Genomic DNA, 23,035 nt, shown 5'->3' on the forward strand with positions numbered 1-23,035 from the left:
CGCTGGAAACATTTGCCGGCAAGGAGAGACGACGCCATGGCAGAATCCTGTGATCTGGGCCTCATCGGCCTGGCCGTGATGGGCGAGAACCTCGTGCTCAACGTCGAGAGCCGGGGGTATCGCGTCGCGGTGTTCAATCGGACGACCAGCGTCGTCGACGAATTCATGGCCGGCCGCGCCGCGGGCAAGCAAATCGTCGGCTGCCACTCGCTCGAGCAGCTTGTGGCCGCGCTCAAGTCGCCACGCAAGGTGATGATGATGGTCAAGGCCGGTCCGGCCGTCGACCAATTGATCGAGCAGTTGCTGCCGCTGTTGTCGCCCGGCGACGTGTTGATCGACGGCGGCAATACCCACTATGCCGACACCCGCCGCCGCGTCGCCTACGTCGAAAGCAAGGGCCTGCGCTACGTCGGCACCGGCGTCTCGGGCGGCGAAGAAGGCGCGCTCAAGGGTCCCAGCATCATGCCCGGCGGTACGGCCGAGGCCTGGCCGCTCGTGAAACCGATCTTCCAGGCTATCGCCGCCAAGGTTGGCCCAAATCACGACATCCCTTGCTGCGAATGGATCGGCCCGGACGGATCGGGCCATTACGTCAAGATGGTGCACAACGGCATCGAGTACGGCGATATGCAGTTGATCTGCGAATCGTACGCGTTGCTCCAAGGCGCTTTGGGTCTGAAGAACGACGAGTTGTACGACGTCTTCGCCGAGTGGAACCGCGGCGAGCTGGACAGCTATCTGATCGAAATCACCCGCGACATCTTCAGCGTGAAAGACGCGGAGACGGGGCAATATCTCGTCGATTTGATCCTCGACGTGGCCGGGGCCAAGGGGACCGGCAAGTGGATGAGCCAATTGGCGCTCGATTTGGGAGTGCCGACCACGCTGATCACCGAGGCCGTCTATGCCCGGGCGCTCAGCGCGCTCAAGGTTCAGCGCATGCGGGCCAGCAAGGTCCTGCCCGGCTCGGCGCGACATTTTGTCGGCGACCGCCGCGAGTTCATCGAGCAGGTCCGCAAGGCGCTCTACGCCTCGAAGATTTGCAGTTATGCCCAGGGCTTCTTCCAATTGCAGGCCGCGGCGGCCGAGCACAACTGGCCGCTCGATTACGGGGCCATCGCCCTGTTGTGGCGCGGCGGGTGCATCATTCGAGCCCGGTTTCTCGAGCGCATTAAAGAGGCGTTCGACGCCGACGCCAAGTTGGAGAACCTGCTGCTGGCGCCGTATTTCACGGGAGTCCTGCGCGAGGCCCAGGACGCGTGGCGTGCGGTCGTGTCGACGGCAGTGCTGATGGGGATTCCCGCGCCGGCCTTCGGCGCCGCGCTGGCCTACTACGACGGCTACCGCCAGCAGCGCCTGCCGGCCAACCTGTTGCAAGCCCAGCGCGACTATTTCGGGGCGCACACGTACCAGCGCACCGATCGTGAAGGCACCTTTCATACCGACTGGCTGCGCCTGCGGCGCGATCCTTCATGAACGGTCCCGAAGCGTTTCTGACCGACCTGTTCGGCCTGCGGGGCCAGGTCGCCGTAGTCATCGGCGGCACCGGGGTGCTCGGCGGTGCCATCGCCCAAGGATTGGCACAGGCGGGTGCCCGGGTCGTGGTCTCGGGCCTCGGGGTCGAGCGCGGTGCCCAGCGCGTACGGCAGATCGAAGCTGCCGGCGGCGAAGCAGCCTTCGTGGCGGCCGACGTGACCGCGCGCCCGGACCTCGAACGGCTCGCGGCGGCCGCGCACGAGCGCTTCGGGTCGGTCGACATCGTGGTCAATGGCGCGGGAGTCAACTCGGCCAGCAGCTACCTGGAAGTTGCCGACGACGACTGGGACCGGGTCCTGCGCTGCAACCTGTCGGCCGTGCATTGGAGCTGCCAGATTTTCGGCCGGCGGATGATCGATGGCGGTCGCGGCGGGGCGATCATCAATATCGCGAGCGTCACGGCCCATCGCCCGCTGTCGCGGGTGTTTGCCTATTCCGTGGCCAAGGCGGGCGTGGTCAACCTCACGCGTAACGTGGCCCGTGAATTTGCCCCGCAGGGCGTGCGCGTGAACGCGATTTGCCCGGGCTTCTTTCCCGCCGAGCAGAACCGCAAGATCCTCGACGCACAGCGGACCGCGCAGATCATGGCGCAAACGCCGCTGGCGCGGTTTGGCGAGCCGCAGGAACTAGTCGGCGGGGTCCTGCTGCTGGCATCACCGCGCGCGGGCAGCTTTATCACCGGTACGTGCCTGTACGTCGACGGCGGATTCACGGCCATGCGGCTGTAAGCGCAGAGTTGCGCTCGCGCCGCGCCCGTGTCCACTGGTCGCCGATCGGCTAAGGAGGCAACAGCATGGCGCACACGATGGTGATCTTCGGGGCGTCGGGCGACCTGACCAGCCGCAAGCTGATCCCGGCGCTGTACCGACTGCACGGCAAGGGCCGCTTGCCACCCGCGACGCGCATCGTGGGTTTTTCCCGCACGCGGCTGGCGCACGACGCCTGGCGCGACGCCCTGGCCGCATCGACGCGCGAGTTCGTCGGCGACGAGTTTCAGGAAGCGCGGTGGCGCGAGTTCGCGGCCAACGTCTACTACCATCCGGGCGATATCGGCAACGCGGACGACTTCGCCGCATTGGCGAAGTTTCTCGACGAGCTCGACGCCGGCGACGCGACGCGCGTCTATTACCTGTCGACTGCGCCGCAGTTCTACGAACCGGCCATCGCACGGCTCGGTACCAGCGGCCTGGCCGTCGAGGAGCGCGGGCCGCGCCGCATCGTCATCGAAAAGCCGTTCGGCACCGATCTGGCCAGCGCCCGGCGCTTGAACGAGTTTGTGCACACGGTGTTTCGCGAACGGCAGGTGTTTCGGATCGATCACTACCTCGGCAAGGAGACGGTTCAGAACATCCTCGTGCTGCGGTTCGCCAATGCGATTTTCGAACCGCTGTGGAATCGCAACTATGTCGATCACGTGCAAATCACGGCCGCCGAAGAGGTCGTGGTCGGCCATCGCGGCGGCTACTACGACACGGCCGGCGTGCTGCGCGACATGTTCCAGAATCACCTGCTGCAGTTGCTCTGCGTCACGGCCATGGAATCGCCCGCCCGGTACGCGGCCGATTTGATCCGCAACGAGAAGGTCAAAGTGCTCGAGGCGATCCGCCCGTTGACGCCTGCCGACGTGGCTGCCGACACGTTGCGCGGCCAGTATCGCGGCTATCTCGACGAGCCGGACGTCGAGCCGGGCAGCCAGACGGCCACCTTTGCGGCGCTCAAACTGTCGATCGACAACTGGCGCTGGCAGGGAGTGCCGTTCTATCTCCGCAGCGGCAAGGGCATGGACTGCCGCACGACGCAGATCGTCGTGCAGTTCCGCGAGCCGCCGCACGCGCTGTTCAACTCGGGCCGGCAGCGCGTCTACGACTCGAACCGGCTGGTGATTCACATTCAGCCGGCCGAGGGCATCCAAGTGCAGATCCAGACCAAGGTGCCCGATGCGGGGATGCAGATGCGGCTGACCGACCTGGATTTTCGCTTTGCCCGCGAGTTTCGTGGCTCGCTGCCCGACGGCTATGAACGTTTGTTGCTCGACACGCTGTCGGGCGACGCCAGCTTGTTCGCGCGCAGTGACGAAGTCGAGCTGGCCTGGGGCATCATCGATCCGATTCAGCAAACCTGGGACTCCGGTCCTTTGCCCCCCTTGCTCTATTACGATCGCGGTCAGTGGGGTCCCTTGGCTTTGCAGGAGTGGATGGCCGCGTCCGGCCGGCAATGGCTCGATGCGTGCCCGGTGTTGCACTAAGGTACGGGGCTCAACCCTGCACCGAGCGGCCGGCATTCGGCGCTGCCGTGGCGCGCGATTGACGAACGGACGCCCGCCGAATGAGAATCGGCTGCATGTCGCCCCTGGACGCATCACCGATCTCGCGCCTCGCGCCGCTGCGCATCGGGCAGCATGCGTTCGGGTTGCCGGTCGTGCAGGCGGCCTTATCGGGCTACAGCGACTGGGCCATGCGCCGCATCGCCCGGCGGCTGGGGGCCGAATACAGTCTGCACGAAGTCGTGCTCGACCAGATGGTGCTACAGGTCTCGAACAAGCAGCGCCGCAAGCACCTGCGGGTCGATGCCGAGGATCACCCGGTCGGCGGCCAGTTGATGGGCAGTAAACCCGACGAGTTCGGGCCGGCCGCGGTCAATCTGGCGCGGTGCGGTTTCGACGTCATCGACATCAATTTTGGCTGCCCCGTGAAAAAAGTGCTGGGCCGCTGCCGGGGCGGCTACCTGCTGGGTCAGCCGGCGACGGCGCTGGAGATCGTGTCGCGCGTGCGCGATGCGTTGCCGCCGGAGGTACCGGTGACCGTCAAGATGCGCCGCGGCCTCGACGATACGGCCGAAAGCCGCGACAAGTTCTTCGCGATCTTCGACGGTGCCTTTGCCCGTGGCGTGGCGGCAATCACCGTGCACGGCCGCACCGTGGCGCAGAAATACATTGGGCCCAGTCGCTGGGAGTTTCTCCGCGAAGTGAAGACGCACGCCGGCGCACGCACGGTGTTGGGCAGCGGCGACTTGTTCACCGCGCAAGACTGCATCGGCATGCTCGTGCAAACGGGCGTCGACGGCGTTACCGCGGCGCGCGGCGCGATCGGCAACCCGTGGATTTTCTCGCAGGCCCGGGCCTTGGCCGCCGGGCAGCCGTTGCCCCCGCCGCCGAGCCTGTTCGAGCAGCGCGACGTTTTGCGCGAGCATTACGCGCTGGCCGTGGAACTGTACGGACCTGAATTGGGGTGCCGGCAGATGCGCAAGTTCGGCATCAAGTACGCGCGCCTGCATCCCGGTGGTCAGGCGGTCCGCGACGCGTTTGTCGCGGTCCAGAATCCCGAACAGCTCGATGCCGTGCTGGCCCACTGGTACGCGGAAGACCTCCCCGGCCGCGACCCCGGTGCCGAGCCGGACGAGGTGAATGGTGAGATGACGTGCGAGCCGGACTGAACACCACACCCCGTGGGCGCGACGGTGTGGCTAACCAGCGCTCAACAAAGCGGCATTGATCTCGGCCGCCACTTCGGCATCGAGTTCGGCACGTAAGCGCGCCGTCAAAGCGGCGACGGCCTTGGGGCCGCCCATTTGACCGAGGGCCCAGGCAGCAGCGCCACGCACCAGGGGCTCGTCGTCGTCCAAGGCCCGGATCAGTGTAGGTACGGCCGCCCTGTTGCGCTGATTGCCGAGCACGATGGCGGCGTTGCGCAACAGGCCGCGCCGCTTGGGCCGCGCTAGTGGCGTGCCGCGAAAACGCTTGCGGAATTCGGCGTCGTCGAGTTCGAAGAGCGCGGTCAGCTCAATCGCTGCCCGGTCGTCCCGGGGCCAGAACTCGGCGAGGGTCGTGGTCGGCGCCTTGCGGTTCCAGGGGCAAACGTCCTGGCACACGTCGCACCCGAAGAGCCAATCGCCGACGCCGGCGCGCAACTCGGCGGGTATCGCCGTGCGATGCTCGATCGTCAGGTAACTGACGCACCGGCTGGCGTCGAGCACGTGCGGTTCGATAAAGGCCTGCGTCGGGCAGGCGTCGAGGCATGCACGGCACGTTCCGCAGTGATCGCGCTCGAACGGCTGATCGTAGGCAAGCTCGGCGTCGGTGAGCAGCACCGCCAAGAAGAAATAACTTCCCTGTTGCCGGTTCAATAGCAGCGTGTTCTTGCCGGCCCAGCCGAGCCCCGCCACTTGCGCGAAGTCGCGCTCCAAGAGCGGCGCCGTATCGACCACGCCGCGCACTCGGGCACCTGGCACGAGCGTTTGCAAACTGTCGCCGAGCGCAGCGAGCCGCTCGCGAATCACATCGTGATAATCGTTCCCCCAGGCATAGCGCGCGACGCGGCCCCGGCCCTCAACTTCGGCGGGCGGTTCGCTGGTGCGATAGGGCATGGCCAGCACGATCAAGCTGCGCACGCCGTCGAGCACGGCCGCCGGGTCGGCATATGCCTCGCGGCGCGACGCGAAGTAGCCCATCTCGCCGGCAAAGCCGGCCGCGATCCAGCGATCGAGATGGCTCAAGCCGGGCGGCTGCGCCGCCGGACAAATGCCGACCACCGAAAAGCCCAACTCGGCCGCTGCAGTCTTGATCTGCTCGGCGGGCGTGAGTGGCTGGGAATTGGCGAAGTTTGTATTCGACATGCGCTAAATGCGAGATCCTCTGTACGTCCTTTGCTTGCCTGCACGCTTTTCCAACCTTACGATGCTACGAGTGATTCAGGGGGCAATTCGATTCGCACGCGTTGTGGTCGGCCCTCTTCGACCCCGTGACTTCCGGCTTGTTGCTAATGCAGACCATCGAGCGCCCGCGGTTGGCGGCCTGATTTCCTGGTCTCTTTCTTGGCAACTTTTATTCGGGAGTCTTCCATGCATACGCATTTCATTGCGGCTTGCGCCGGTTCGCGCCGAGTCTCGTTTCAATTCGCCCTGGCCTGCTGCTGTTTGGCGACGACGTACGCCCAGGCCGGGGGGCTGTACTCAGTCAATACGCTGAGCGATCGACTCGTCACGATCGATAGCACGACTGGCCAGGTCTCGGTGGTCGGGCCGATCGGCTACGACATGCGAGCCATTCACACCCGCCTGGCAACGATCGGTACACGGCTGTTTGCGTTCACCGCGAACGCCGACGGCAACGACATTTATAATGCGCCTGCGACCTATACGCTTTTGGAATTGAATCCAGCCACGGGGGCCAAGATCTCTCAGCACGACATCAACTTGGCGTCCGGATCCGCTCCTCGACTGATCGAGGGCTTTGGTGCGACCAATGGCAAGCTCTACATTGGGCTGAGCAGCACGTCGGTGGTGAGCACAGAACTCGGTGAGCTCGATCCGGCGACAGGGCAGGTCTCGAATGTGATCGACTACGGTCAGATTCCTGGCGCCGGCCTTTATTTCGGCAGCTTTGGTGTCGATCTCGACGGTCTCGAAGGCGAGTATGGCACCACGAACCTGTTCGCGTACGATGGCGATGGCACGTTCCGCTCCTTTGCGCGCATCGATCCCGACAACGTGACGGTCAGCGGCATCGCGCAATTCAATTGGAACGACGGTATCACCGATCTCGCCTCTGCCGAGTTTGGAGACTTTTGGATGGGCAACACGTCGCTTTATCGGCTCCATGCCAATCCGCAGTCAATCGATAGCATCCCGCTCAGCGTCGCCGGTTCGTTTTATGGTTTGGCGGCGGTCCCCGAACCATCGACCTTCTTGCTGGCTGCTTCCGGCGCTGCGATGTTAGGAATGTCGCTGCGCAAACGAGGGCGTGGCCCCCAGGCACGGCGCGGAGTTCTCGGCCGATGAATGCGGATACACACCACGGCAGTACGGGCAACGTCGCCGCCGCGAGGTGGCGGTGGACGTTGGCCGGGACGATCCTGACGTTTTTGGGAATGGCGCTTGACGGCTGTTCGCATCGGCCGACGGCCGAGGAGTTGGGGCAGATCATTCCCGCGCCGCCGAAGGTCGACAAATTCCCAGGCATGATGCCGGTGCCCGAGCTGGACGAGCCGCAGGCGGCGGTCGATGGCTCGTCGTCGACGCCCGGAGCTGCGGTCCCCGAATCTCCGCCGCCGGCCGAGCCAAAGCAGCCTGCGGCCGAGGTGCCAGCGGTGCCCGAGGTGCCGCAAACGGGCGAAAATACGCCCTGATCGTGGCCCGATCCGCCATCCGAGGACGGGCTCAAGGAAGGTCCGCTTGCAGCCGCCGGGGCCCGGATTAGTGTGGAGTCTAGGCGCGTGGTGGGTGTCCTGCCGCGACGACATGGCTCCTAGGTTCGAGGTATTTGCGATGCTTCGCCCGTTCGGTTGGATGGCGGCGTTTGGCCTGGTCTGTGTCCTGGCGACCGGCACCGCGTCGGCGCAGGGCTTTTGCTACGGCGGCGGCTACGGCTATTACGGCAATCCCTGGAGCGTCTACAGCCTCGAACAGCCGCCGTACTTCGCGCTGCATCCGCCCGTCTATTACAGCCTGCCCGTCCCGCGGACCTATGGGTACAGCCCGTTCCCCTACGGTCCGGAGGTGATGACGCCGGAGATCGAGATCGACGTCGAGCCGCAGACGATGATGAATCCGTACGTGCCGCAGAAACGCGGCGAGCCGGCATCGCACGAACAGGAAAAGGTCGCGGGCCGCTTCAAGCGGATTGACAACCCCTACGTGCAGATCAGCAACCCACAGCCGGCGGACGACGCAGCCGAATCTGTCGGCAGCACCGATGAGCTCGTGGGCTTGCTCAAGGCCTGGTCGAAGCTCTCGGCCGACGATCGGCAGACGATTCGCGCGCTGCTCGAACGTGCCACTGCCGAATAAACTGCCAGTAGCCAGCGGCTAGCGTTGCCGGCATTCCGTCGATCGGGGCAGATTTTCTTGCGCACATCGCGCCCCAGGCCGCGAACCGGTCTGGACGCGATAGGCCGGTTTGGTAGGGTATCGCTCCCATCTTTCCCGATGCCGCTGCGCGCCGCAGGTCTCGCAAGGAGCGTGGCCTGACGACTCATCTTTCGCGGGGCGCACGGCGCGGGCCACGAGGGCAACCTGACCGCCTGGCGGTCGAAAGGATGTCGACCTATGCGCCCCTGCACTGTCTTCGCGCTTTGCGCGAGCCTGTTCTGTACGGCCGGCTGTTGCCAATCGCAGCCTACGGCCGCGGTCAACCCGTTCTTCCGCTCGACGGTTCCACCGCCAGGCACGGTCGCGCAGCCGCCGGGAACCGTGATGCCGGCGCCGATCGCACCCCCCACGATCACCCCGGCGCCCGGCGGGCAATATGCGCCGTCGAGCGGCTTCCAGTTCCAAGGCAGTGCGGTCGAGCCGCGCCGCTCGCCCGCGGGCGGCGCCGGTTCATCTGAACTGGTGGTCGACCTCGACGGCAACGCGGCGCCGCTCGCGGCTCGGCAGACCTACGACGCCGAAGGAGACGACCTCCCTGATGCCGAGGAAGCCACGGCAACTCGGCCGGCGGCCCCCACGGCGGTCGTACGCATGCTCGATGCACCGGAAGAGGCACCTCTGGCCGAAGGCAGCGAAGCGGCTGTGGCCACCCGGCAGCCGACGCGTCCGGCCACCGTGGTGCGCGTGTTGTCGCCGACGCAGCATACCTTGGCCATCGAGGACGATCAGGCCGAGCAAGACTCGGCGGTCGAAACAGCGTCGTACGAAGAACCTGTTAATCCCGAGACGGCCGAGCCGGTCGTCGCCGCGGCCGAACCGTCTGGGCGGTTCAGCCACGCCGACGACTACTCGCTGCTCGAAGGCCGGCTCGAATACTCGCAAAAGAGTCGCCAATGGAAGCTGCGGTACATTCCGCTCGACGGCGTGACCGACGGCTACGGTGGCAGCGTCAACCTCGGCGAATCGTCCGCGCTGGCCGATTACCAGGAGGGCGATTTTGTCGTCGTGCGCGGCGAGGTCAAGGCGCCGCCGGCCAATGCACGATCGTTCGCCCCGCAGTTCGAGGTCGCCTCGGTTGCTCGGCAATAACGCGCACCGCGCATGGCGTAGAATATCGCAGGCAGTTTTCCCGCGAACTCGCACCGGCGTTTCTCTCTGCACATGATGCCCAGCCTGGCCTCGCTGTTCGGGTTCACGTCGCAGGGCCGCATCGGCGCGTACCGGGCCCTGTTACCGAAAATCGCCGGCTACGAGTCCGAATTGATGGCTTTAGGCGAGCAGGAGCTGCGCAAGCGCAGTTTGGCGCTGCGCTATCGCGCCAAGAGCCAGGAACCTCTGGTCGAGTTGCTGCCCGAGGCCTTTGCCCTGGTCCGCGAGGCCGGCCGCCGCACGCTGAACATGCGTCATTTTGACGTGCAGTTGATCGGCGGGATGGCGATGTTCCATCACGGCATCGTCGAGATGCAAACCGGCGAAGGCAAGACACTCACGGCCACGCTGCCGATGTACATCTACGCGCTGGCCGGCAAGGGTGCCCACCTCGCTACGGTCAACGACTATCTAGCCAAGCGCGACGCCGACTGGATGCGGCCGATCTACGAGGCGCTGGGCATGTCGGTCGGCATCATCCAAACGGGCATGCAGCCGGCGGCCCGCCGCGGGGCCTATGCCAGCGACATCACCTACGGCACCGCCAAGGAGTTCGGCTTCGATTTTCTCCGCGACCGGTTGCTGCTGCGCCGCATCCGCGAGGGGCAGTTGGACGTGCTGGCCGGCATGCTGGGCCAGGCGGGCGGGATCGACGGCGACAAGCCGCTGCAACGAGACCCGTACTTCGCCCTGGTCGACGAGGCCGACAGCATCTTGATCGACGAAGCGCGAACGCCGCTGATCATCAGCGCCCTGCCGACCGAGGCACAGAAAATGGCCGTGGCCTGCTACCAGTGGACGGCCGAGGTCGTGCAGCATTTCGTCGAGGACGAACACTTCGAGTATGACCCGCTCAAGCAAAAGGCCGAGCTGACCGCCGCCGGACGGCAACTGGTTCGCCAATTGCCCAAGCCGACCGCCATGGACGCGATGGGCATGTTCACCATCTACAACTTCATCGAGCGCGGGCTGCGCGTCGAAAAGGCCTTTACCCGCGACCGGCAGTATGTCGTTCGCGACGGCGAAATCGTGATCGTCGACGAATTCACCGGTCGGCTGTCCGAGGGCCGCAAATGGCGCGACGGCGTGCACCAGGCGATCGAGGCCAAGGAGAAAGTCGACGTCACCGTCGAAACCGGCCAGGCGGCCCGTGTCACCGTGCAGGACTTCTTTCTTCGTTACGAGCACCTCGCCGGCACGACGGGCACCGCCGCCAGCGCCGCGGCCGAGCTGCGCAAGATCTACAAACTGCAATTCGTCGCGGTGCCAACGAACAAGCCGGTCATTCGTCAGCGGCTCGATGATCGCGTCTACGGCACCGCCGACGCCAAGTGGCAGGCCATCGTCGAGGAAGTACGCGATTTGCACGCGACCGGGCGCCCCGTGCTGATCGGCACCCGGTCGATTGACAAGTCGGAGTTGCTGTCGCGAATGCTGCTCATGGAGGGCATCACGCACCAGGTGCTCAATGCCCATAAGATCGCCGAGGAGGCCGAGATTGTCTCCGACGCCGGCCAGCGCGGGCGCGTGACCGTGTCGACCAACATGGCCGGCCGCGGTACCGACATCAAGCTCGGTGAAAGCGTCGCGGAACTCGGCGGCCTGATGGTGATCTGCACCGAGATGCACGATTCGGCGCGCATCGATCGCCAGTTGGTCGGCCGTTGCGGACGCCAGGGCGATCCCGGCACGTTCCGGCAATACCTGGCGCTCGACGATGAAATCCTGGGCAATGGCCTAGGCGCCAAACGCGGAGACAAGCTTCAGCAGCGAGGCGAACGCAATCCCGGCCTGATCAACGGGATGACGGGCCTGTTTCGCCGGGCACAGCGCAAGATCGAACGCCGCCATTTTGTCGATCGCAAGACGCTGCTCTACTACGAGAAGGAGCGGAAGAAGATGCACCAGCAGATGGGGCAAGACCCCTATCTCGATTTTCCCGGCTGATGCGCTGCTGGCTGCGGCGCGTCTGGCGCCAACCGGGGCCGCAGCAGCGCCGCGATCACCAACGCGATCACGGCCAGCACGAACAGCTTTGGCCACAGGGCGAGCACCAGCGCCAGCGCGAGCAGCGCGGCCATCACCAACCGGCTCGTCCAGGCTTGCAACTGCGGCAGCGCCAACCAGATCGCGCCCAACACCGTGCCGATGCGCAAGCACGCCGCCGACGCTTGCGCCGTGGCAGCGCCCGCCGGTCCGAACAGCCACAACAGCCCGGCCACCACGCCCAACAGTAGCGCCACGGCACCGATCCGTTTGCGAGACATGAGCGGTTTGCCTGCGGGGTCGTCTAGGCCGGATGCAATTGCCGGCGGCTTCAGATGCGGTCGAGCAGTTCAAGCCAGCGGGCCACGGCTTGCAAATCTTCGCCCGTCGGCAGATGTGCCGTGCCGCTCTGCGAAAGCACGTTGACCCGGTAGTTCATTTGCCCAATGGCCTCGAGCGATTCCTGGATGCGGCCGGCCTGCGCCGATTGCTCAGGCACGAATGCAAGCACGTCGAGCCGATAGGCCGGCTCGTTCTCAGGGGGCTTCTGCGCGAGCACCGTATCAATCGCGACGACGCCCGCGAATAGTTCCCGATTCCGCAAGGCAAACACGTACGCCGCGGTGCCGCCGGTTTGCTGCCCCATCGCCACGGTCCGTGCCCGATCGACGGCATATCGTTGCTCAAGCTCGGCATACACTCCACGGGCAAATTCGACGTCGGGCAGTGTCCAGCGGCCCGGCGTCGCTGGGCTCGGTGCGACGAGGATCAGGCCGCGCGCATCGCACAGCGGTTGCCAGGCACGCAGCAGCTCATCGCGGTCGACCGGCTCGGCTCCGTCGAACCAGAACACCAGGCCGTAGCGCATACCGGACTGGTAAGTCTCGGGGACGTAGGCGATGGCTTCCTGCGGCAGCTCGGGCAGCTTGAGCGTTTGGCGCCCTAGGGCCGGGTGTTCGGCCTCGGGCGCTCCATTCGCCGCTTCCGCCGGGCTCGGCGCGGCCGGCACCTCGTAATCCAGTTCGCCGGGCTGCGGTCCAAGTTGCGGCTCGAGCACGACGATTTGGTCGCCCCGTTGCACGGTTAGCTTGACCGTGTCGCCGGGCTGATAACGCGCAAGCGCGGCGGTCAATTGCGTTCGATCAGCGATGGCCGATCCTGCGACTTCGGTGACGACGTCGCCGACCGCCAGGCCGACAGCCGCAGCGGGGCTGTCGGGCAGGACCGATCTCACTTCGACGCCGGCCGGCGCACCGGCAGCGCGCTCGCCGCGCGAAGGGAGCAGGCCCAAGTACGGATGTTCGTACGGTTCCAACTCGCCCACCAGTTCGACTTCGAACGACTCGCGCGCGTTGCCCCGTTCGACCACGATCGAAGTCCGATCGCCGGCGTAGAGCGGCTGCAGTTGGCGGTACAACTCGCCTTGGCGCGTGACGGCGACGCCGGCTACTTCGACCACGCGGTCGCCCGGCAGCAGGCCCGCCTTGGCGGCCGGCGAATTCGGCCGACAGGTATCAATTGTCACCGGCTCGGCCAATGGGCCTTTTTCCTTGAGCGTGATGCCGAGAATCCCCGGGCGCAGATCCGTACCTGCCTGCCACCGAGGCAGCATGCGCATGACATGCGCCAAGGGAACTGCGAAACCAATGCCGGAGTCGTACCATTCGACGCCAGCGATCTCGTCGCCGCCCTGCGGCGAAAGCGGCACCAACACGCCCAGCACCCGGCCACGGATGTCGATTAGCGGTCCACCGTAATTCGCTGGCGAGATCTTGGCGTCGGTCTGGATGACCCGGCCGCCCAATCGTGCCAAGGCGCTGACGATGCCGACCGAAATGTTCGGCTCGTCGGCGGCATACGTTCGCCCCAGGGCAATGGCCCAGGCACCGACCGAAGTCTCCTCCTCGGGCACGATCTCCGGAATGACCAGCGGTGACGGCGCATCGACCTTGAGCAGCGTCAACTGCCGGCTCCGGTCGTTGGCCACGCGCTGTGCAGGTAGTCGAGTGCCATCGGGCAGTGTGACCAGGATCGATGCCGGCTGCTGCACGAAGTTGAATGAGCTGGAGACGATGTAACCATCGGCCGTGAGCACGACCCCGGTCGTCGGTCCCGTGCCGACGAGCAACTCGCCGACGCGCTCCAGCCCGCCGACCGTTTCGATGCGCACGACGCTGGGCGCCGCGCGCATGGCGGCTGCGCGGATGGCCCGCTCTTCGGCGGCCGGATCGGCGGCGCACGCCACCGCGGCCTGGCAGAGCAAGCCGAGACCGAGCGTTAGCCTGATCGACGCATGACGGAGTGATCGATTCACGGCGCGGCCTCCGTCGCCGGCGCCGACTCTTCTGCGGGCGCACGCAGCGTGAAATCGCGCAGCTCTTGTCCCCGCATGATCGTCAGCGTCAATGGGTCGGCGCGATCGACGAGTCCGACTTCGGCGACGAGCGATTTGCACGATTGCACGAGCTTGCCGGCAACGAACACCACGAGATCGTCGGGCAGCAAGCCGGCCGTTTCGGCAGGCGAGTCGGGTAGTACGACGTCGACATAGGGCGGCGTGCGCTCGACGACGTCGGGCACCAGTACGATGCCGAGCTGCTCCAAATCGTGAGGAAAGTCGGGGCGTTTTGTCGCGTCCTCCGCGCTGCTAGCGACAAACTGGCCCGCCATGATCTGTTCGACCGACGTGCGCAGCTGCGACAACGGAACGGCATAGTTCAGCCAGGTGTTCTGCTGCGCGTCGCGCAACTCGCCGCCCAGCATGCCCACGGGCCGGCCCAAGAAATCGGTCAGCAGCCCACCGGCCGAACCGGGGTTGTTGGTCATGGCATCGAGCACGTAGACGGGGCCCTTGTAGGGCGTCTCAAAAGCGCCGCTGCGCGCGTCGAGATTCCAACGCGCGGCGACCTGGCCGTGCAGCAGGCTTGCCGGCTCGTCGCCCGTCGCGATGCCGAAAAGATTGCAGAAAGCCAGCACACGCGTGCCTAGTGCGGCGTCGGCCGCCTGTGCGAGGTCGATATACGGCAGGTCCGTTGCATCGATCTTGAGGACGGCCGCCTCGACGCGTGGGTCCGCGCCGACGAGCCGGGCATCGAATTTGCGCCCGTCATCGAGCGTCACGGAGACAAAATCGGTATCCAGCACGTGGCTCCAAGCGGTCAGCACGTGCCCCTCGGGAGAGATCACGATGCCCGACTGGTAGGGCTCCAGGCCGCGCAATCCGCCGGCGCCGTAGACCTTCACGATCTTCGGGAGGTTAGCCGCGATCGCCTCGCTGAGCGGCTCTCCCGGCGGTTCCTGTGCGCGTGCGAGGCTATTGGCGCAGACGCATAGCAAGAGCGCGGGCAGCACCGGCAGGCAGCGTAGAAGCGATCGGCCGACCATCGATTACTTCGCCTCCTTGGGTTCGCCGGCAGCAGCGAGATCGACGACGTCGAGCTTCCAATCGGCGAAGACCTGGTCGCCGTGGCGCACGAGAATTCGCGTGGGGACAAGCCTGCCTTCCCGTTCCTCATAGTCCAACAACGACACCTCACAGGGATCGTCAACGGTGTCGGTGAACAATTCGACGCCGATTAGCCAGCCGCGCTCTTCGTCGCAGTAGAACCGCGCCTCGACGCCCCCGGTCGTGGCGATGATGGTATGCGCCGGCTGCAGTTCGATGCCGAACGGATAGATCCCGCCGTATTCGACTTGTTCCAGTGCGGTCGGTCCGCCCACGAGCAGCCGCCGCCACAGGAAGAGCGCCGGCAACAGGCCGCCGGTGCCCTCGGGCACGACGTTCGCCGCGAGTTGATCGGCCCCGACGAGCGCTGCTTGCTGGCCGGCCCACGTCAGCCGCGCCGAGTCGGCACTCAGTTCTATCTCGACAGGTGCGCCGGTCGCATCGGCGCCAGTCAGCTTCCACAGACCGTCGACCGCGGCGAAGCTGGCTTGCGTGGGCACGGCGCGCCACACGCGGTCGCGCTCGGGTGTGTTGAAATAGAAGTTTGCAAAGCCCGGTCGCGGCACGAGCAGTGCCTTGATCGCGTCGGGCACCGACGGTTGCTGGTGCGCGTGGCCAAATGGCATCTTCGGCCGCGGCGCGGGCCGTTGTGGCGGCTCGTCCTGGGGCTCATCCGAGTCCGGCTTGTCGGGTTGGTCGGGGGCCGGCTCCGCCGGTGGCTCCGGCTCGAAGCCGCCGGCCAGCTCGTTCAGCTCCCCGGCGGCGTGCAGGCTGGGCAACCGCACCAGGATGCGGAATTTCTCACCCTCGCGACGAAACACCAGCGGCACGCGCCAATCCGCCGGAAAGATCCCCAACACATTCTTGAAGGCGTTGACCGTACGAATCGGCCGTCCGCCGAACGACACGATTTCGTCGCCGTGGCGCAGGCCGCGCCGATAGGCATCGCAGTCTTCCAACAGGTTGCTCACCACGACGCGCCCTTCGGCATCGGTCGTCACCGTCGCGCCCAACGTCGCATGATCGACGAGGCGGCCGCCGCGCAGCGCGCCCAGAAAGTGCTTGATCTGGTTGATGGTGATCGCGTAACCGACGCCCACGTTGACGCGCCCACGCTTTTCGAACGAGCCACGGCCGTTGATGCCGATCAGTTGACCGTTGGCGTTGAACAGCGGTCCGCCCGAGTTGCCGGGATTGATCGAAGCGTCGGTCTGCAGGCAGTCGGCATACTCGAGAATCGTGCCCGATGGGTACTGATAGCGATGCACCCCGGAGACGATGCCGTAGGTGACGGTCGGTTGAAAGTCGCCGGCCAGCAGGAACGGGTTGCCCATGGCAAAGACCCAGTCGCCGACGCGCACTTCGTCGCTGTCGGCCATCTGCGCGACGGGAAAGTCTTCGCGACCCAGCAGCTTGATCAGGGCCACGTCGCCCGTGGGATCGATACCGACGATCACCGCGTCGTACAGGCGGCCATCGGCCAGACCGCATTTCATGAAATCGCCGGCCCCCTTCGTGACGTGAAAATTGCTGAGCGCGAATCCGTCGGCGGTGATCAACACGCCGGAGCCGCCGTTGGTACCAGCCGGATCAAAGATCGCCACCACGGCCTGGCTGGCGCGCGCCATCACGTCGACGCGCTGGGCCTCGGCCTGCAGCACGGCATACGGCACGTCCTCGGCGTTTACGCGGCCGGGCGAGCCTAGACACGCGACGGCGAGTAGTAGGGCACAAGCGATGAATCGGCAGGTCATTTTTCCAGTTTCGCCTCGCCGAGGTCGAGTTGATCGCCGATATCGAGGTCCGCACCAAAACCGACCCGAAACTTGAGTCGATTCACGCCCTGAAGATCAAGCTCCAGCGGCATGCCGGGGGATCGGCCGTCGAGCGTGGCTTCGAACAGCAAACGGTCGTCGCCGTAGATCGCAAGCTGCACATTGCCTTGCGGGCGCACGGCGTCGTCGATGCCCGCCACGGTAGTAAAACGCTTGAACTTGTCGGGCAGACGGTACACCAGTTCGGTCCGGCTGCGCAGGGCCACTCCGCGGGCGAATTCTTGACCAGCGATGCGCATGGGGCCGCCGTCGAAGGCGGCATCGATGCGCGGTGCGTAATGGGCCGCCAGTGCCGCCGGCAACTCGGCCGGTGCGAAATAGGGGCTCCAATTCATGAGCTCCGGCCGCAGATCTCCCAGCGCCACGACCTTGCCTTGACTGAAATCGATCCGGGCGAGCATCGACCAGGGCAGCTTCAACTCCAGTCCTGCCGGCGTGGTCACGTTCAGGACGCCCGCCGCCAGCTCGACCAGGTGCAGCAGCACGCGCGTGCCATTGGTCAAGGTCGCCTGGGCCGCGGAACCGAACGCCGGCGTTGCTCCGTGGGCATAGATCAGCGCCGCTGCCCGCGCGCGTTTGACCGCCAGTGTTTCGCCGTCGGTTTCGAACGCAATCGTCGCTTCGGTGACATCGCCGAGCACGCCTTCGACATAGTCGAGCGCCTCGCGCTTGGCTACGACGATACGATCACTCTTGGCCGGGTGCTCGGTGAGATCGGCGACCAGGGCCTGCCATTCTGTGCCGTGCGCCGCGAGCGCTTCGGCTTGCAGGCCGACGAAGCTGATCGCAGCCGTGCCCGACTCGACCGACAACGGCTGGCCATCGGGACCAACGGCCGCAATGGTCGCGCGGCCGCCGGCAACCTGGTAGGCCGTGGCCGGCAAGCTCGTGCCGTCGAGCCAGGTAACCTGGATCGGCGCGGCGGCCGCGGTACCGGTGTCGCCGGGCGATACGGGCTTGAGGTCCAAAAGCCGGGCGATCGGGTGCTCGACGACGCCTGCGGCCGTTTCGACGCGAATCTGCCGATCGGAAAGTTCGACCACGATGCCGTGCACCGAGCCGCCGCCGGCCAGCGACAACTCGATCTCTGCGGGCTTGCCTGCGCCCAGCAGCGCGGCGGCGATCGACATGACCAGAACCGGGTTCATCGTCTTCTTCCGCTCGCTACGGTTGCTGGTCGTCGTTGCCGCCGTCGGCGCCTTGTGCGCTGCGGCGGAAATATTGTTCGATCGCGTCGCGATAGTGCGCCGGAAACTGCTGGCCGATCTGCTGCAGAGCTTCTTCCCGCGCTTTGGGAGGCAAGTCGCCCCAACCGCTTTGCGAGCCGATGGCGCGCGGCGTGATCTCGCCGGGGCCCTTGCCTTCCATCGGCCGGCTGTCCTGCGCGGGCATGCTCGGCGCTGCCGCCGCGCCGGCTGCGCCCGATTGTTGCTGCTGCTGTTTCTCGATTTCTTCGATCAGTTTGTCGAGCGAGGCGATAACTCCGTCTTCGACTTCACGAGTCTTCGGCCCGGCTCGGCCCAGGTCGAGGCGTCGTTCGATGTCGGCCATGCGTCGCGCGATATGATCGAGCGAATCGTCTTTGAGTTGTTCGAGGTCTTGCTGCATGAGCGCTGCCACGGAGGTAAACCGCGCCGGCACATCCTGGCCGCGCTTCAACTGACGCAGCGCCGCAAGCCCGGCATCGCGATCGAGCAGCCGGTGCGCGGCAACGGCCTGGTAAAAGAGCAACCCCGCCGGGTCGACGACGTCCGTCGACGTCACGCCGCGCAGATGGGCCGCGGCTTCCTCGTACAGGTCATAGGCAATCAGCCACCGTCCGACGAACAGCCTCAGATTGTTGCGCTCCAGCGGCGAGACGGCCTCGTCGAACAGCCAAGCGGTGTCTGGCAGTTGTGCTCCCGCGAGCGGGCGCGAGCACCACGCGAGCAAATGTGCCGCCCGAGGCTCGGCCACGGCCAGCGTGGCCACGAGACGGTCGAGTAATTCGCCGCCTGGCACGGGACCGGCGGCCGCGGGCCAGAGGGCGAGTGCCACGGCGCGCTGCTGGGGTGTCGCGCCGCGCTCGTCGAGCCAGGCGAGGGCCATGGCCTGCGCTGCATCGGCCGTGGGTGTACTCCAAGCGGCCGCCACGGGGGCGACCGTTCCGGCCGGAGCAGGTTCCCGGGCGAAGGCTTCGCCCGGGGTTGCAAGGCACGCGGCCACGCAACCCGCCAGGGTCAGCAGTACGCGATTCACCGTCATCAGCTGCACCATTCAAACGCCAGTATGCCGCGGGGGGTCGCCGGCGAACAAGCAGAATTTCCGCGGCCAGGTAATTATTGGTTGCGCCCCGAGACGATGTCCTTCGTGGCGCGATAAATCCGTTGCTGTCGGTCGGCCAGCTCGCGCAACGCTGCCATCAGTTCCGGATCGGCCGTTTGTTCGCCCTCGATCAGCGCCGTGTACCGCTCGGTCCGCTTGTTCACGCGTAGCTGTAGGGACCGGATCATCTTCAATTCGGCCAGCGCGTCGACCAGCGGCGGGTCGCCTTGCTCGCCCTGCTGACCGGGTTGACCCTGTTGCTGTTGGCCCAATTCGGCCAGCTCTTTTTGCAGCACCGCGATCATCTCTTGGAGCGCGGCGATGATGTCTTCCTCGACGCCTTGGGTGATCAAGTCCACCTGCGTGCGGCCCAGACGCTCGGCCACTTGCTGCATATCGGTCCGCGCTTGGCCCAGCGCCTCGGGCAGCGCCACGGCCGTGGCGTCCTCGCGCAGCAGCAGCAGCGCCTTGTCGGCCATGGCGACCAGTTCCGCTTCCTTGCTTCCCAAGCGAGCGGCCTCGATTTCGTCATCACGGCCACGTTCGGCAGCCGGTACGCCATCGAGCCGGAGCGTGCCTTCATAGATCACCGTTTGCGCTTCGAGCATCTTGGTGAGCCGCTCTTCGAGCATCGTCAGCAGACGCTTCATTTCTTCTTCGCGCAACTGACGCAGGATTTCTTCCAGCTCGGCCTTGGCTTGTTCCAGCTCGTGAATCGCGGCTTCCTCATCGCCCGAGGCATCGCGCTTCCGGGCCTGTTCCAATTTCTTCTGTGCGGCCTGCATGCGCTGTTGCGCCGCTTCGAGGCGCTGTTGCGCGGGGTCCGTGGCGGGTGCCTCCTCCGCTGGCGTCTCGCCCTGTGGCGGCGAGCTCGGCATCGGCTCTCCACCGGGCATCGGCTGACCACCGGGCATGGGTTCGCCACCGGGCATGGGTTCGCCGCCCGGAGGCGTCTGCTCGGCGGGTTGGCCGTCGGGAGTTTTCGACGGCTCGGGCGCGGGGTTGTCCTGAGGCTCGTCGCCTGGCGGCTCGGCAGCGTCGGGTTTGGACGACGGCTCATCGCCGGGCTTTTCCGGCACCTGGCCGGCGGGCGCTGCCTCGTCCTTCATTTGCCGGGCGAGCTTGCCCGTGCGTTGGGCGGCACTGGCCTGGCGCTGGGCCAAGGCCTTCGGATCACCGCTGCCCTCGGTCGCGCCTTGGATCGCCTTTTCCTCCTTGATGAGCTGATTGACCTCCTTGAGATACTTGCGCACGCGCGCCTGTTCGTCGGCCAGCCGCTTGGCGCGATCCTCGCTGAGCAGCAAATCGAGCAAGGCTTGCAGGTCCTGTTGCAGATCCTGCTGTTGCTTGACGGCGGTCGCCAGTTTCTCCGACTTCAGCAGCTTGACGACTTCCAAGAACTGCATCCCGACCAGACGGTCTTTGCTCTCGGCGACGGTCTGACGCAATAGCGCGGCCCGATCCGGATCGGTCTTGGCCGCTACCTCGGCGACGCGCAGCAGGACCTCTTCGAAGCGCTTCCAGCGCGCGGCGACTTGCTCCTGGTCGAGCGCCAAGGCGGCGTCGCCGTCGGCGGGCTGCTGTGCCGATGCCGCGGGCGCCAGCCACGCGACCGGGCCGAGCATCAGCAGCGCGGCCAGGATCGTCCAACGCGGGTGGTGGTGTCGGTTCATGGCCTTCACTCCAGCAGATCCTGCAGTTGGGCCTTGCGTTCGGCCTGGGTCTTGGTGGTGACGTCACCTTGGGCCTCGATGATCTGCCGGAGCAGCTCGACGACTTCATTGTACGTCTCCAGCTCCAGCATCTTACCGAGCACCCCCTGCATTTCGCGCAAGATCGCGGCCGTTTGCTCGGCGGCCGCGTCGCGGTTGTGGCGCGACACGTCGCCCGGCGAGAGGTTCTCGGCCAAGGCTTTGACCCGGCGATCGAGTTCCGGGAACTGCTGCTCCGAGATCGTGCGCAGCGGCTCGGCGACGCCGTCGCGAAGCCGGGCCAGCAGCTCGGTAGAGTCGACGCGGTTGTTCACCAGCTCGGCACAGATCTCGGCAAAGCTCACGGACAACCCCAAGGTCTCGTTGGCGTTCTTGGTGGCGTTCTGTCGGGCCCGTTCGACGGCCAATTCGTTTTGCGCCGCGCGCCGGACGGCCGGATCTTCGGCCGCGCCATCGGCCCCTGGCTGATCGTCGCTCGGCGCCGTGCGCGGTGTAGCTTCGAGATCGAGCCGTACGAGCAGTTCGTGCGTGGCTGTGACCTCTTCGATCAAGGTCTCGAAGCGGCGGCGGAGATTCAGTTCGCGCGAGGCCAGCATGGCCCGCAATTCCTCGGGCGTCACCACGTCGAACAGGTATTTCTCGCCGGTCGCGAGGTTGGGCTCGGCCGACACGGCATCGTTGTCGCGGGCCTTGAGCACCAGTTCGAGCTTCTGGCCGGGCCGGACGTTCAGGTCGCGGGCTTCGAGGGCCAGATCGACTTCGAATTCTGCCCGGTTTGTGGCTGCTTCGAGCGGCAGTTCGCGTGCCGGCTGGCCATCGACCGTCGCCTCGAACCATGCGGCGCTGAGACCATAGTCGTCGGCCAATTTGCCCAGCCACGGCAATCGCGCCTGGGGCGTAACTGCGGTGCCGATGCCTTGCGGCCGTACGGCGATCTGGGGCGGCGCGTCGGCCAGGGCCGTCAAGGTGACGCGAATGGGTTCGCGATTCTCGATCCCGTCGCGATCTCGCAGCTTGAACGCCAGGACCACGTTCTCGAGCAGCTTCGGAATCACCAGCGAGAACGCTTGTGGATCGTCAAGTCCCGGTTCGAGTGACAGAACCTGGGGATCGGTGCCCGAGGCTTCCAGGCGAACTTCGACGCCTTGCAGCGGCTTGTTGGTGCGCGCCGCTAGCGCCACCTCGACGCCGCGCGCCAATTGCATCGTGCCTGTGACAGCCAGGCTCCGCGGCGCGAGGCCCGTGTAGTCGGGATACCGGCAATCGAGTGACATTTCGGTGATGGCCGGGCTATCGACGACCTCGAGCTTCAAATCGCGCAGGCGCGCGTCGCCGCCCAGCACGTCGAGGCTGCGCGACGAAGGCACCGACTGAAAAGTGAAGGCAAACACCTGATATTCGTCTCGGTCGGCCTGCGCCTGGCCTTCGCGGCTGAGATTCTCCCGGCCGCGCACGCCCTCCTCCGTGCGATACCGCACCGAGACAATCTCGGGTACGACCTTTTTCGTATTCGCTTGCACAACCAGCTCGAAATCGCTACCGCGAGCTATCTTGCGGCGGCCTTGCTCGTCGAAGCCGACGACCTTGAGTTCGGACCGGCGCGGCCACAGCTCATCGGCCAGCAGCACGTTGCGGCGAAACCAGATGCCCCACGCCTGCGGCGCGAGCAAGCCGCTGGTCACGAGGATCGCGGCCAGCAGGCCGAGCCCCGCCAGCGCTTGCCGCAGTTGTCCGTAGTCGAACACGGCCGCGGCGCTTTTGGTCAAGGAGCGCTGGGCAGCGAGATAACAGACGTCGTCGAGCATGGCGCTGGCCAAACGCCCTTCGACGGGCGACTCGGTCAGCTCGACGGCCGTCAACAAGCTGTCGTCGAAATCGCCAAACCGGCGTTCGAGCAACAGCGCGATGCGCCGATCGGAAAGCGGCACGAAGATCCGGCGCAGGACCAGACGCTGCAACGCAACGACCGCCAACACCCCGGCGCCGCCCAGCGCGCACATCCGGATGACCCGTGCCGGCTCCAAGGCCCAATCGAACACAAGCCACGCCGCGCACATCAGGCCGACCGCGGTCAGCCACCGGGCCACGCTTTGCGTCCACACATAGCGGCGGAAGCGCGCGCGGACCTCGCCCAGCAGGTCGTACACCTGGGGGGCCAAGCGTCGGTTTGTCGCGAGAGTGGACATCAAGACTGTGTGTCGTCC

The 23,035-nt window shown here is 65.9% G+C and carries 18 protein-coding genes; 9 read left to right on the forward strand and 9 right to left on the reverse strand.

The window, feature by feature from the left end; all coding sequences use genetic code 11:
* The first annotated feature begins 36 nt into the window (after positions 1-36).
* The 4 genes from gndA (at position 37) to K1X74_08880 (ending at position 4,968) form a co-directional block, all read left to right on the forward strand.
* Positions 37-1,476, forward strand: coding sequence for an NADP-dependent phosphogluconate dehydrogenase (gene gndA, locus K1X74_08865; GenBank protein ID MBX7166449.1), 1,440 nt, complete (start codon positions 37-39; stop codon positions 1,474-1,476).
* Positions 1,473-2,264 (forward strand): SDR family oxidoreductase, encoded by a 792-nt coding sequence (locus tag K1X74_08870; protein MBX7166450.1) that lies wholly within the window; start codon positions 1,473-1,475, stop codon positions 2,262-2,264. Before gndA ends, K1X74_08870 begins: the two co-directional genes overlap by 4 nt.
* A 65-nt stretch (positions 2,265-2,329) precedes the next feature.
* The gene (zwf, locus tag K1X74_08875) at positions 2,330-3,781 is read left to right on the forward strand and encodes a glucose-6-phosphate dehydrogenase (protein ID MBX7166451.1); all 1,452 of its coding nucleotides are present in this window, start codon (positions 2,330-2,332) and stop codon (positions 3,779-3,781) included.
* An 80-nt stretch (positions 3,782-3,861) separates the two neighbouring features.
* Positions 3,862-4,968 (forward strand): tRNA-dihydrouridine synthase, encoded by a 1,107-nt coding sequence (locus K1X74_08880; protein MBX7166452.1) that lies wholly within the window; start codon positions 3,862-3,864, stop codon positions 4,966-4,968.
* Between the two features lie 30 nt (positions 4,969-4,998).
* On the opposite strand, the gene queG is transcribed toward K1X74_08880, so the two are convergent.
* Complete coding sequence (queG, locus tag K1X74_08885) at positions 4,999-6,147, reverse strand: tRNA epoxyqueuosine(34) reductase QueG (GenBank protein MBX7166453.1); 1,149 nt, start codon at positions 6,145-6,147, stop codon at positions 4,999-5,001.
* A 300-nt stretch (positions 6,148-6,447) separates the two neighbouring features.
* Between queG and K1X74_08890 the strand changes: the two genes are divergently transcribed.
* The 5 genes from K1X74_08890 to K1X74_08910 all read left to right on the forward strand — a co-directional run bounded on the left by K1X74_08890 (position 6,448) and on the right by K1X74_08910 (position 11,496).
* Positions 6,448-7,311 carry a PEP-CTERM sorting domain-containing protein gene (locus K1X74_08890; protein MBX7166454.1) on the forward strand — a complete coding sequence of 288 codons (864 nt, stop codon included), beginning with the start codon at positions 6,448-6,450 and terminating at the stop codon, positions 7,309-7,311.
* Positions 7,308-7,658: a hypothetical protein gene (locus K1X74_08895; protein ID MBX7166455.1), complete on the forward strand. Its 351-nt coding sequence runs from the start codon at positions 7,308-7,310 to the stop codon at positions 7,656-7,658. Before K1X74_08890 ends, K1X74_08895 begins: the two co-directional genes overlap by 4 nt.
* A 139-nt stretch (positions 7,659-7,797) precedes the next feature.
* The gene (locus tag K1X74_08900; protein ID MBX7166456.1) at positions 7,798-8,319 is read left to right on the forward strand and encodes a hypothetical protein; all 522 of its coding nucleotides are present in this window, start codon (positions 7,798-7,800) and stop codon (positions 8,317-8,319) included.
* 258 nt (positions 8,320-8,577) lie between these two features.
* The gene (locus tag K1X74_08905) at positions 8,578-9,489 is read left to right on the forward strand and encodes a hypothetical protein (GenBank protein ID MBX7166457.1); all 912 of its coding nucleotides are present in this window, start codon (positions 8,578-8,580) and stop codon (positions 9,487-9,489) included.
* Between the two features lie 72 nt (positions 9,490-9,561).
* A complete protein-coding gene (locus K1X74_08910) occupies positions 9,562-11,496 on the forward strand; it encodes a preprotein translocase subunit SecA (protein ID MBX7166458.1) in 1,935 nt (644 codons plus the stop codon).
* Here the strand turns inward: K1X74_08910 and K1X74_08915 are convergent.
* From K1X74_08915 to K1X74_08950, 8 genes are all read right to left on the reverse strand, one after another.
* The gene (locus tag K1X74_08915) at positions 11,475-11,816 is read right to left on the reverse strand and encodes a hypothetical protein (protein ID MBX7166459.1); all 342 of its coding nucleotides are present in this window, start codon (positions 11,814-11,816) and stop codon (positions 11,475-11,477) included. The two genes, K1X74_08910 and K1X74_08915, sit on opposite strands and share 22 nt — an antisense overlap.
* A gap of 50 nt (positions 11,817-11,866) precedes the next feature.
* Positions 11,867-13,849: a PDZ domain-containing protein gene (locus K1X74_08920; GenBank protein ID MBX7166460.1), complete on the reverse strand. Its 1,983-nt coding sequence runs from the start codon at positions 13,847-13,849 to the stop codon at positions 11,867-11,869.
* The gene (locus tag K1X74_08925) at positions 13,846-14,919 is read right to left on the reverse strand and encodes a S1C family serine protease (protein ID MBX7166461.1); all 1,074 of its coding nucleotides are present in this window, start codon (positions 14,917-14,919) and stop codon (positions 13,846-13,848) included. Before K1X74_08925 ends, K1X74_08920 begins: the two co-directional genes overlap by 4 nt.
* Before the next feature lie 3 nt (positions 14,920-14,922).
* Positions 14,923-16,734 carry a trypsin-like peptidase domain-containing protein gene (locus tag K1X74_08930; protein MBX7166462.1) on the reverse strand — a complete coding sequence of 604 codons (1,812 nt, stop codon included), beginning with the start codon at positions 16,732-16,734 and terminating at the stop codon, positions 14,923-14,925.
* Positions 16,731-17,963 carry an NPCBM/NEW2 domain-containing protein gene (locus K1X74_08935; protein MBX7166463.1) on the reverse strand — a complete coding sequence of 411 codons (1,233 nt, stop codon included), beginning with the start codon at positions 17,961-17,963 and terminating at the stop codon, positions 16,731-16,733. Before K1X74_08935 ends, K1X74_08930 begins: the two co-directional genes overlap by 4 nt.
* Before the next feature lie 16 nt (positions 17,964-17,979).
* Complete coding sequence (locus tag K1X74_08940; GenBank protein MBX7166464.1) at positions 17,980-19,059, reverse strand: hypothetical protein; 1,080 nt, start codon at positions 19,057-19,059, stop codon at positions 17,980-17,982.
* A gap of 74 nt (positions 19,060-19,133) precedes the next feature.
* Complete coding sequence (locus K1X74_08945; protein ID MBX7166465.1) at positions 19,134-20,792, reverse strand: hypothetical protein; 1,659 nt, start codon at positions 20,790-20,792, stop codon at positions 19,134-19,136.
* A 5-nt stretch (positions 20,793-20,797) separates the two neighbouring features.
* Positions 20,798-23,020 carry a DUF4175 domain-containing protein gene (locus tag K1X74_08950; protein ID MBX7166466.1) on the reverse strand — a complete coding sequence of 741 codons (2,223 nt, stop codon included), beginning with the start codon at positions 23,018-23,020 and terminating at the stop codon, positions 20,798-20,800.
* Between the last annotated feature and the right edge of the window lie 15 nt (positions 23,021-23,035).

The sequence above is a fragment of the Pirellulales bacterium genome, assembly GCA_019694435.1.
Taxonomy (GTDB): Bacteria; Planctomycetota; Planctomycetia; order Pirellulales; family JAEUIK01; genus JAIBBZ01.

Bases quoted from the DNA above. Each gene is read 5' to 3' on its own strand.
- gndA (MBX7166449.1), top strand. From the start codon at position 37: ATGGCAGAATCCTGTGATCTGGGCCTCATCGGCCTGGCCGTGATGGGC.
- K1X74_08870 (MBX7166450.1), top strand. From the start codon at position 1,473: ATGAACGGTCCCGAAGCGTTTCTGACCGACCTGTTCGGCCTGCGGGGC.
- zwf (MBX7166451.1), top strand. From the start codon at position 2,330: ATGGCGCACACGATGGTGATCTTCGGGGCGTCGGGCGACCTGACCAGC.
- K1X74_08880 (MBX7166452.1), top strand. From the start codon at position 3,862: ATGAGAATCGGCTGCATGTCGCCCCTGGACGCATCACCGATCTCGCGC.
- queG (MBX7166453.1), bottom strand. From the start codon at position 6,147: ATGTCGAATACAAACTTCGCCAATTCCCAGCCACTCACGCCCGCCGAG.
- K1X74_08895 (MBX7166455.1), top strand. From the start codon at position 7,308: ATGAATGCGGATACACACCACGGCAGTACGGGCAACGTCGCCGCCGCG.
- K1X74_08900 (MBX7166456.1), top strand. From the start codon at position 7,798: ATGCTTCGCCCGTTCGGTTGGATGGCGGCGTTTGGCCTGGTCTGTGTC.
- K1X74_08905 (MBX7166457.1), top strand. From the start codon at position 8,578: ATGCGCCCCTGCACTGTCTTCGCGCTTTGCGCGAGCCTGTTCTGTACG.
- K1X74_08910 (MBX7166458.1), top strand. From the start codon at position 9,562: ATGATGCCCAGCCTGGCCTCGCTGTTCGGGTTCACGTCGCAGGGCCGC.
- K1X74_08915 (MBX7166459.1), bottom strand. From the start codon at position 11,816: ATGTCTCGCAAACGGATCGGTGCCGTGGCGCTACTGTTGGGCGTGGTG.
- K1X74_08925 (MBX7166461.1), bottom strand. From the start codon at position 14,919: ATGGTCGGCCGATCGCTTCTACGCTGCCTGCCGGTGCTGCCCGCGCTC.
- K1X74_08930 (MBX7166462.1), bottom strand. From the start codon at position 16,734: ATGACCTGCCGATTCATCGCTTGTGCCCTACTACTCGCCGTCGCGTGT.
- K1X74_08935 (MBX7166463.1), bottom strand. From the start codon at position 17,963: ATGAACCCGGTTCTGGTCATGTCGATCGCCGCCGCGCTGCTGGGCGCA.
- K1X74_08940 (MBX7166464.1), bottom strand. From the start codon at position 19,059: ATGACGGTGAATCGCGTACTGCTGACCCTGGCGGGTTGCGTGGCCGCG.
- K1X74_08945 (MBX7166465.1), bottom strand. From the start codon at position 20,792: ATGAACCGACACCACCACCCGCGTTGGACGATCCTGGCCGCGCTGCTG.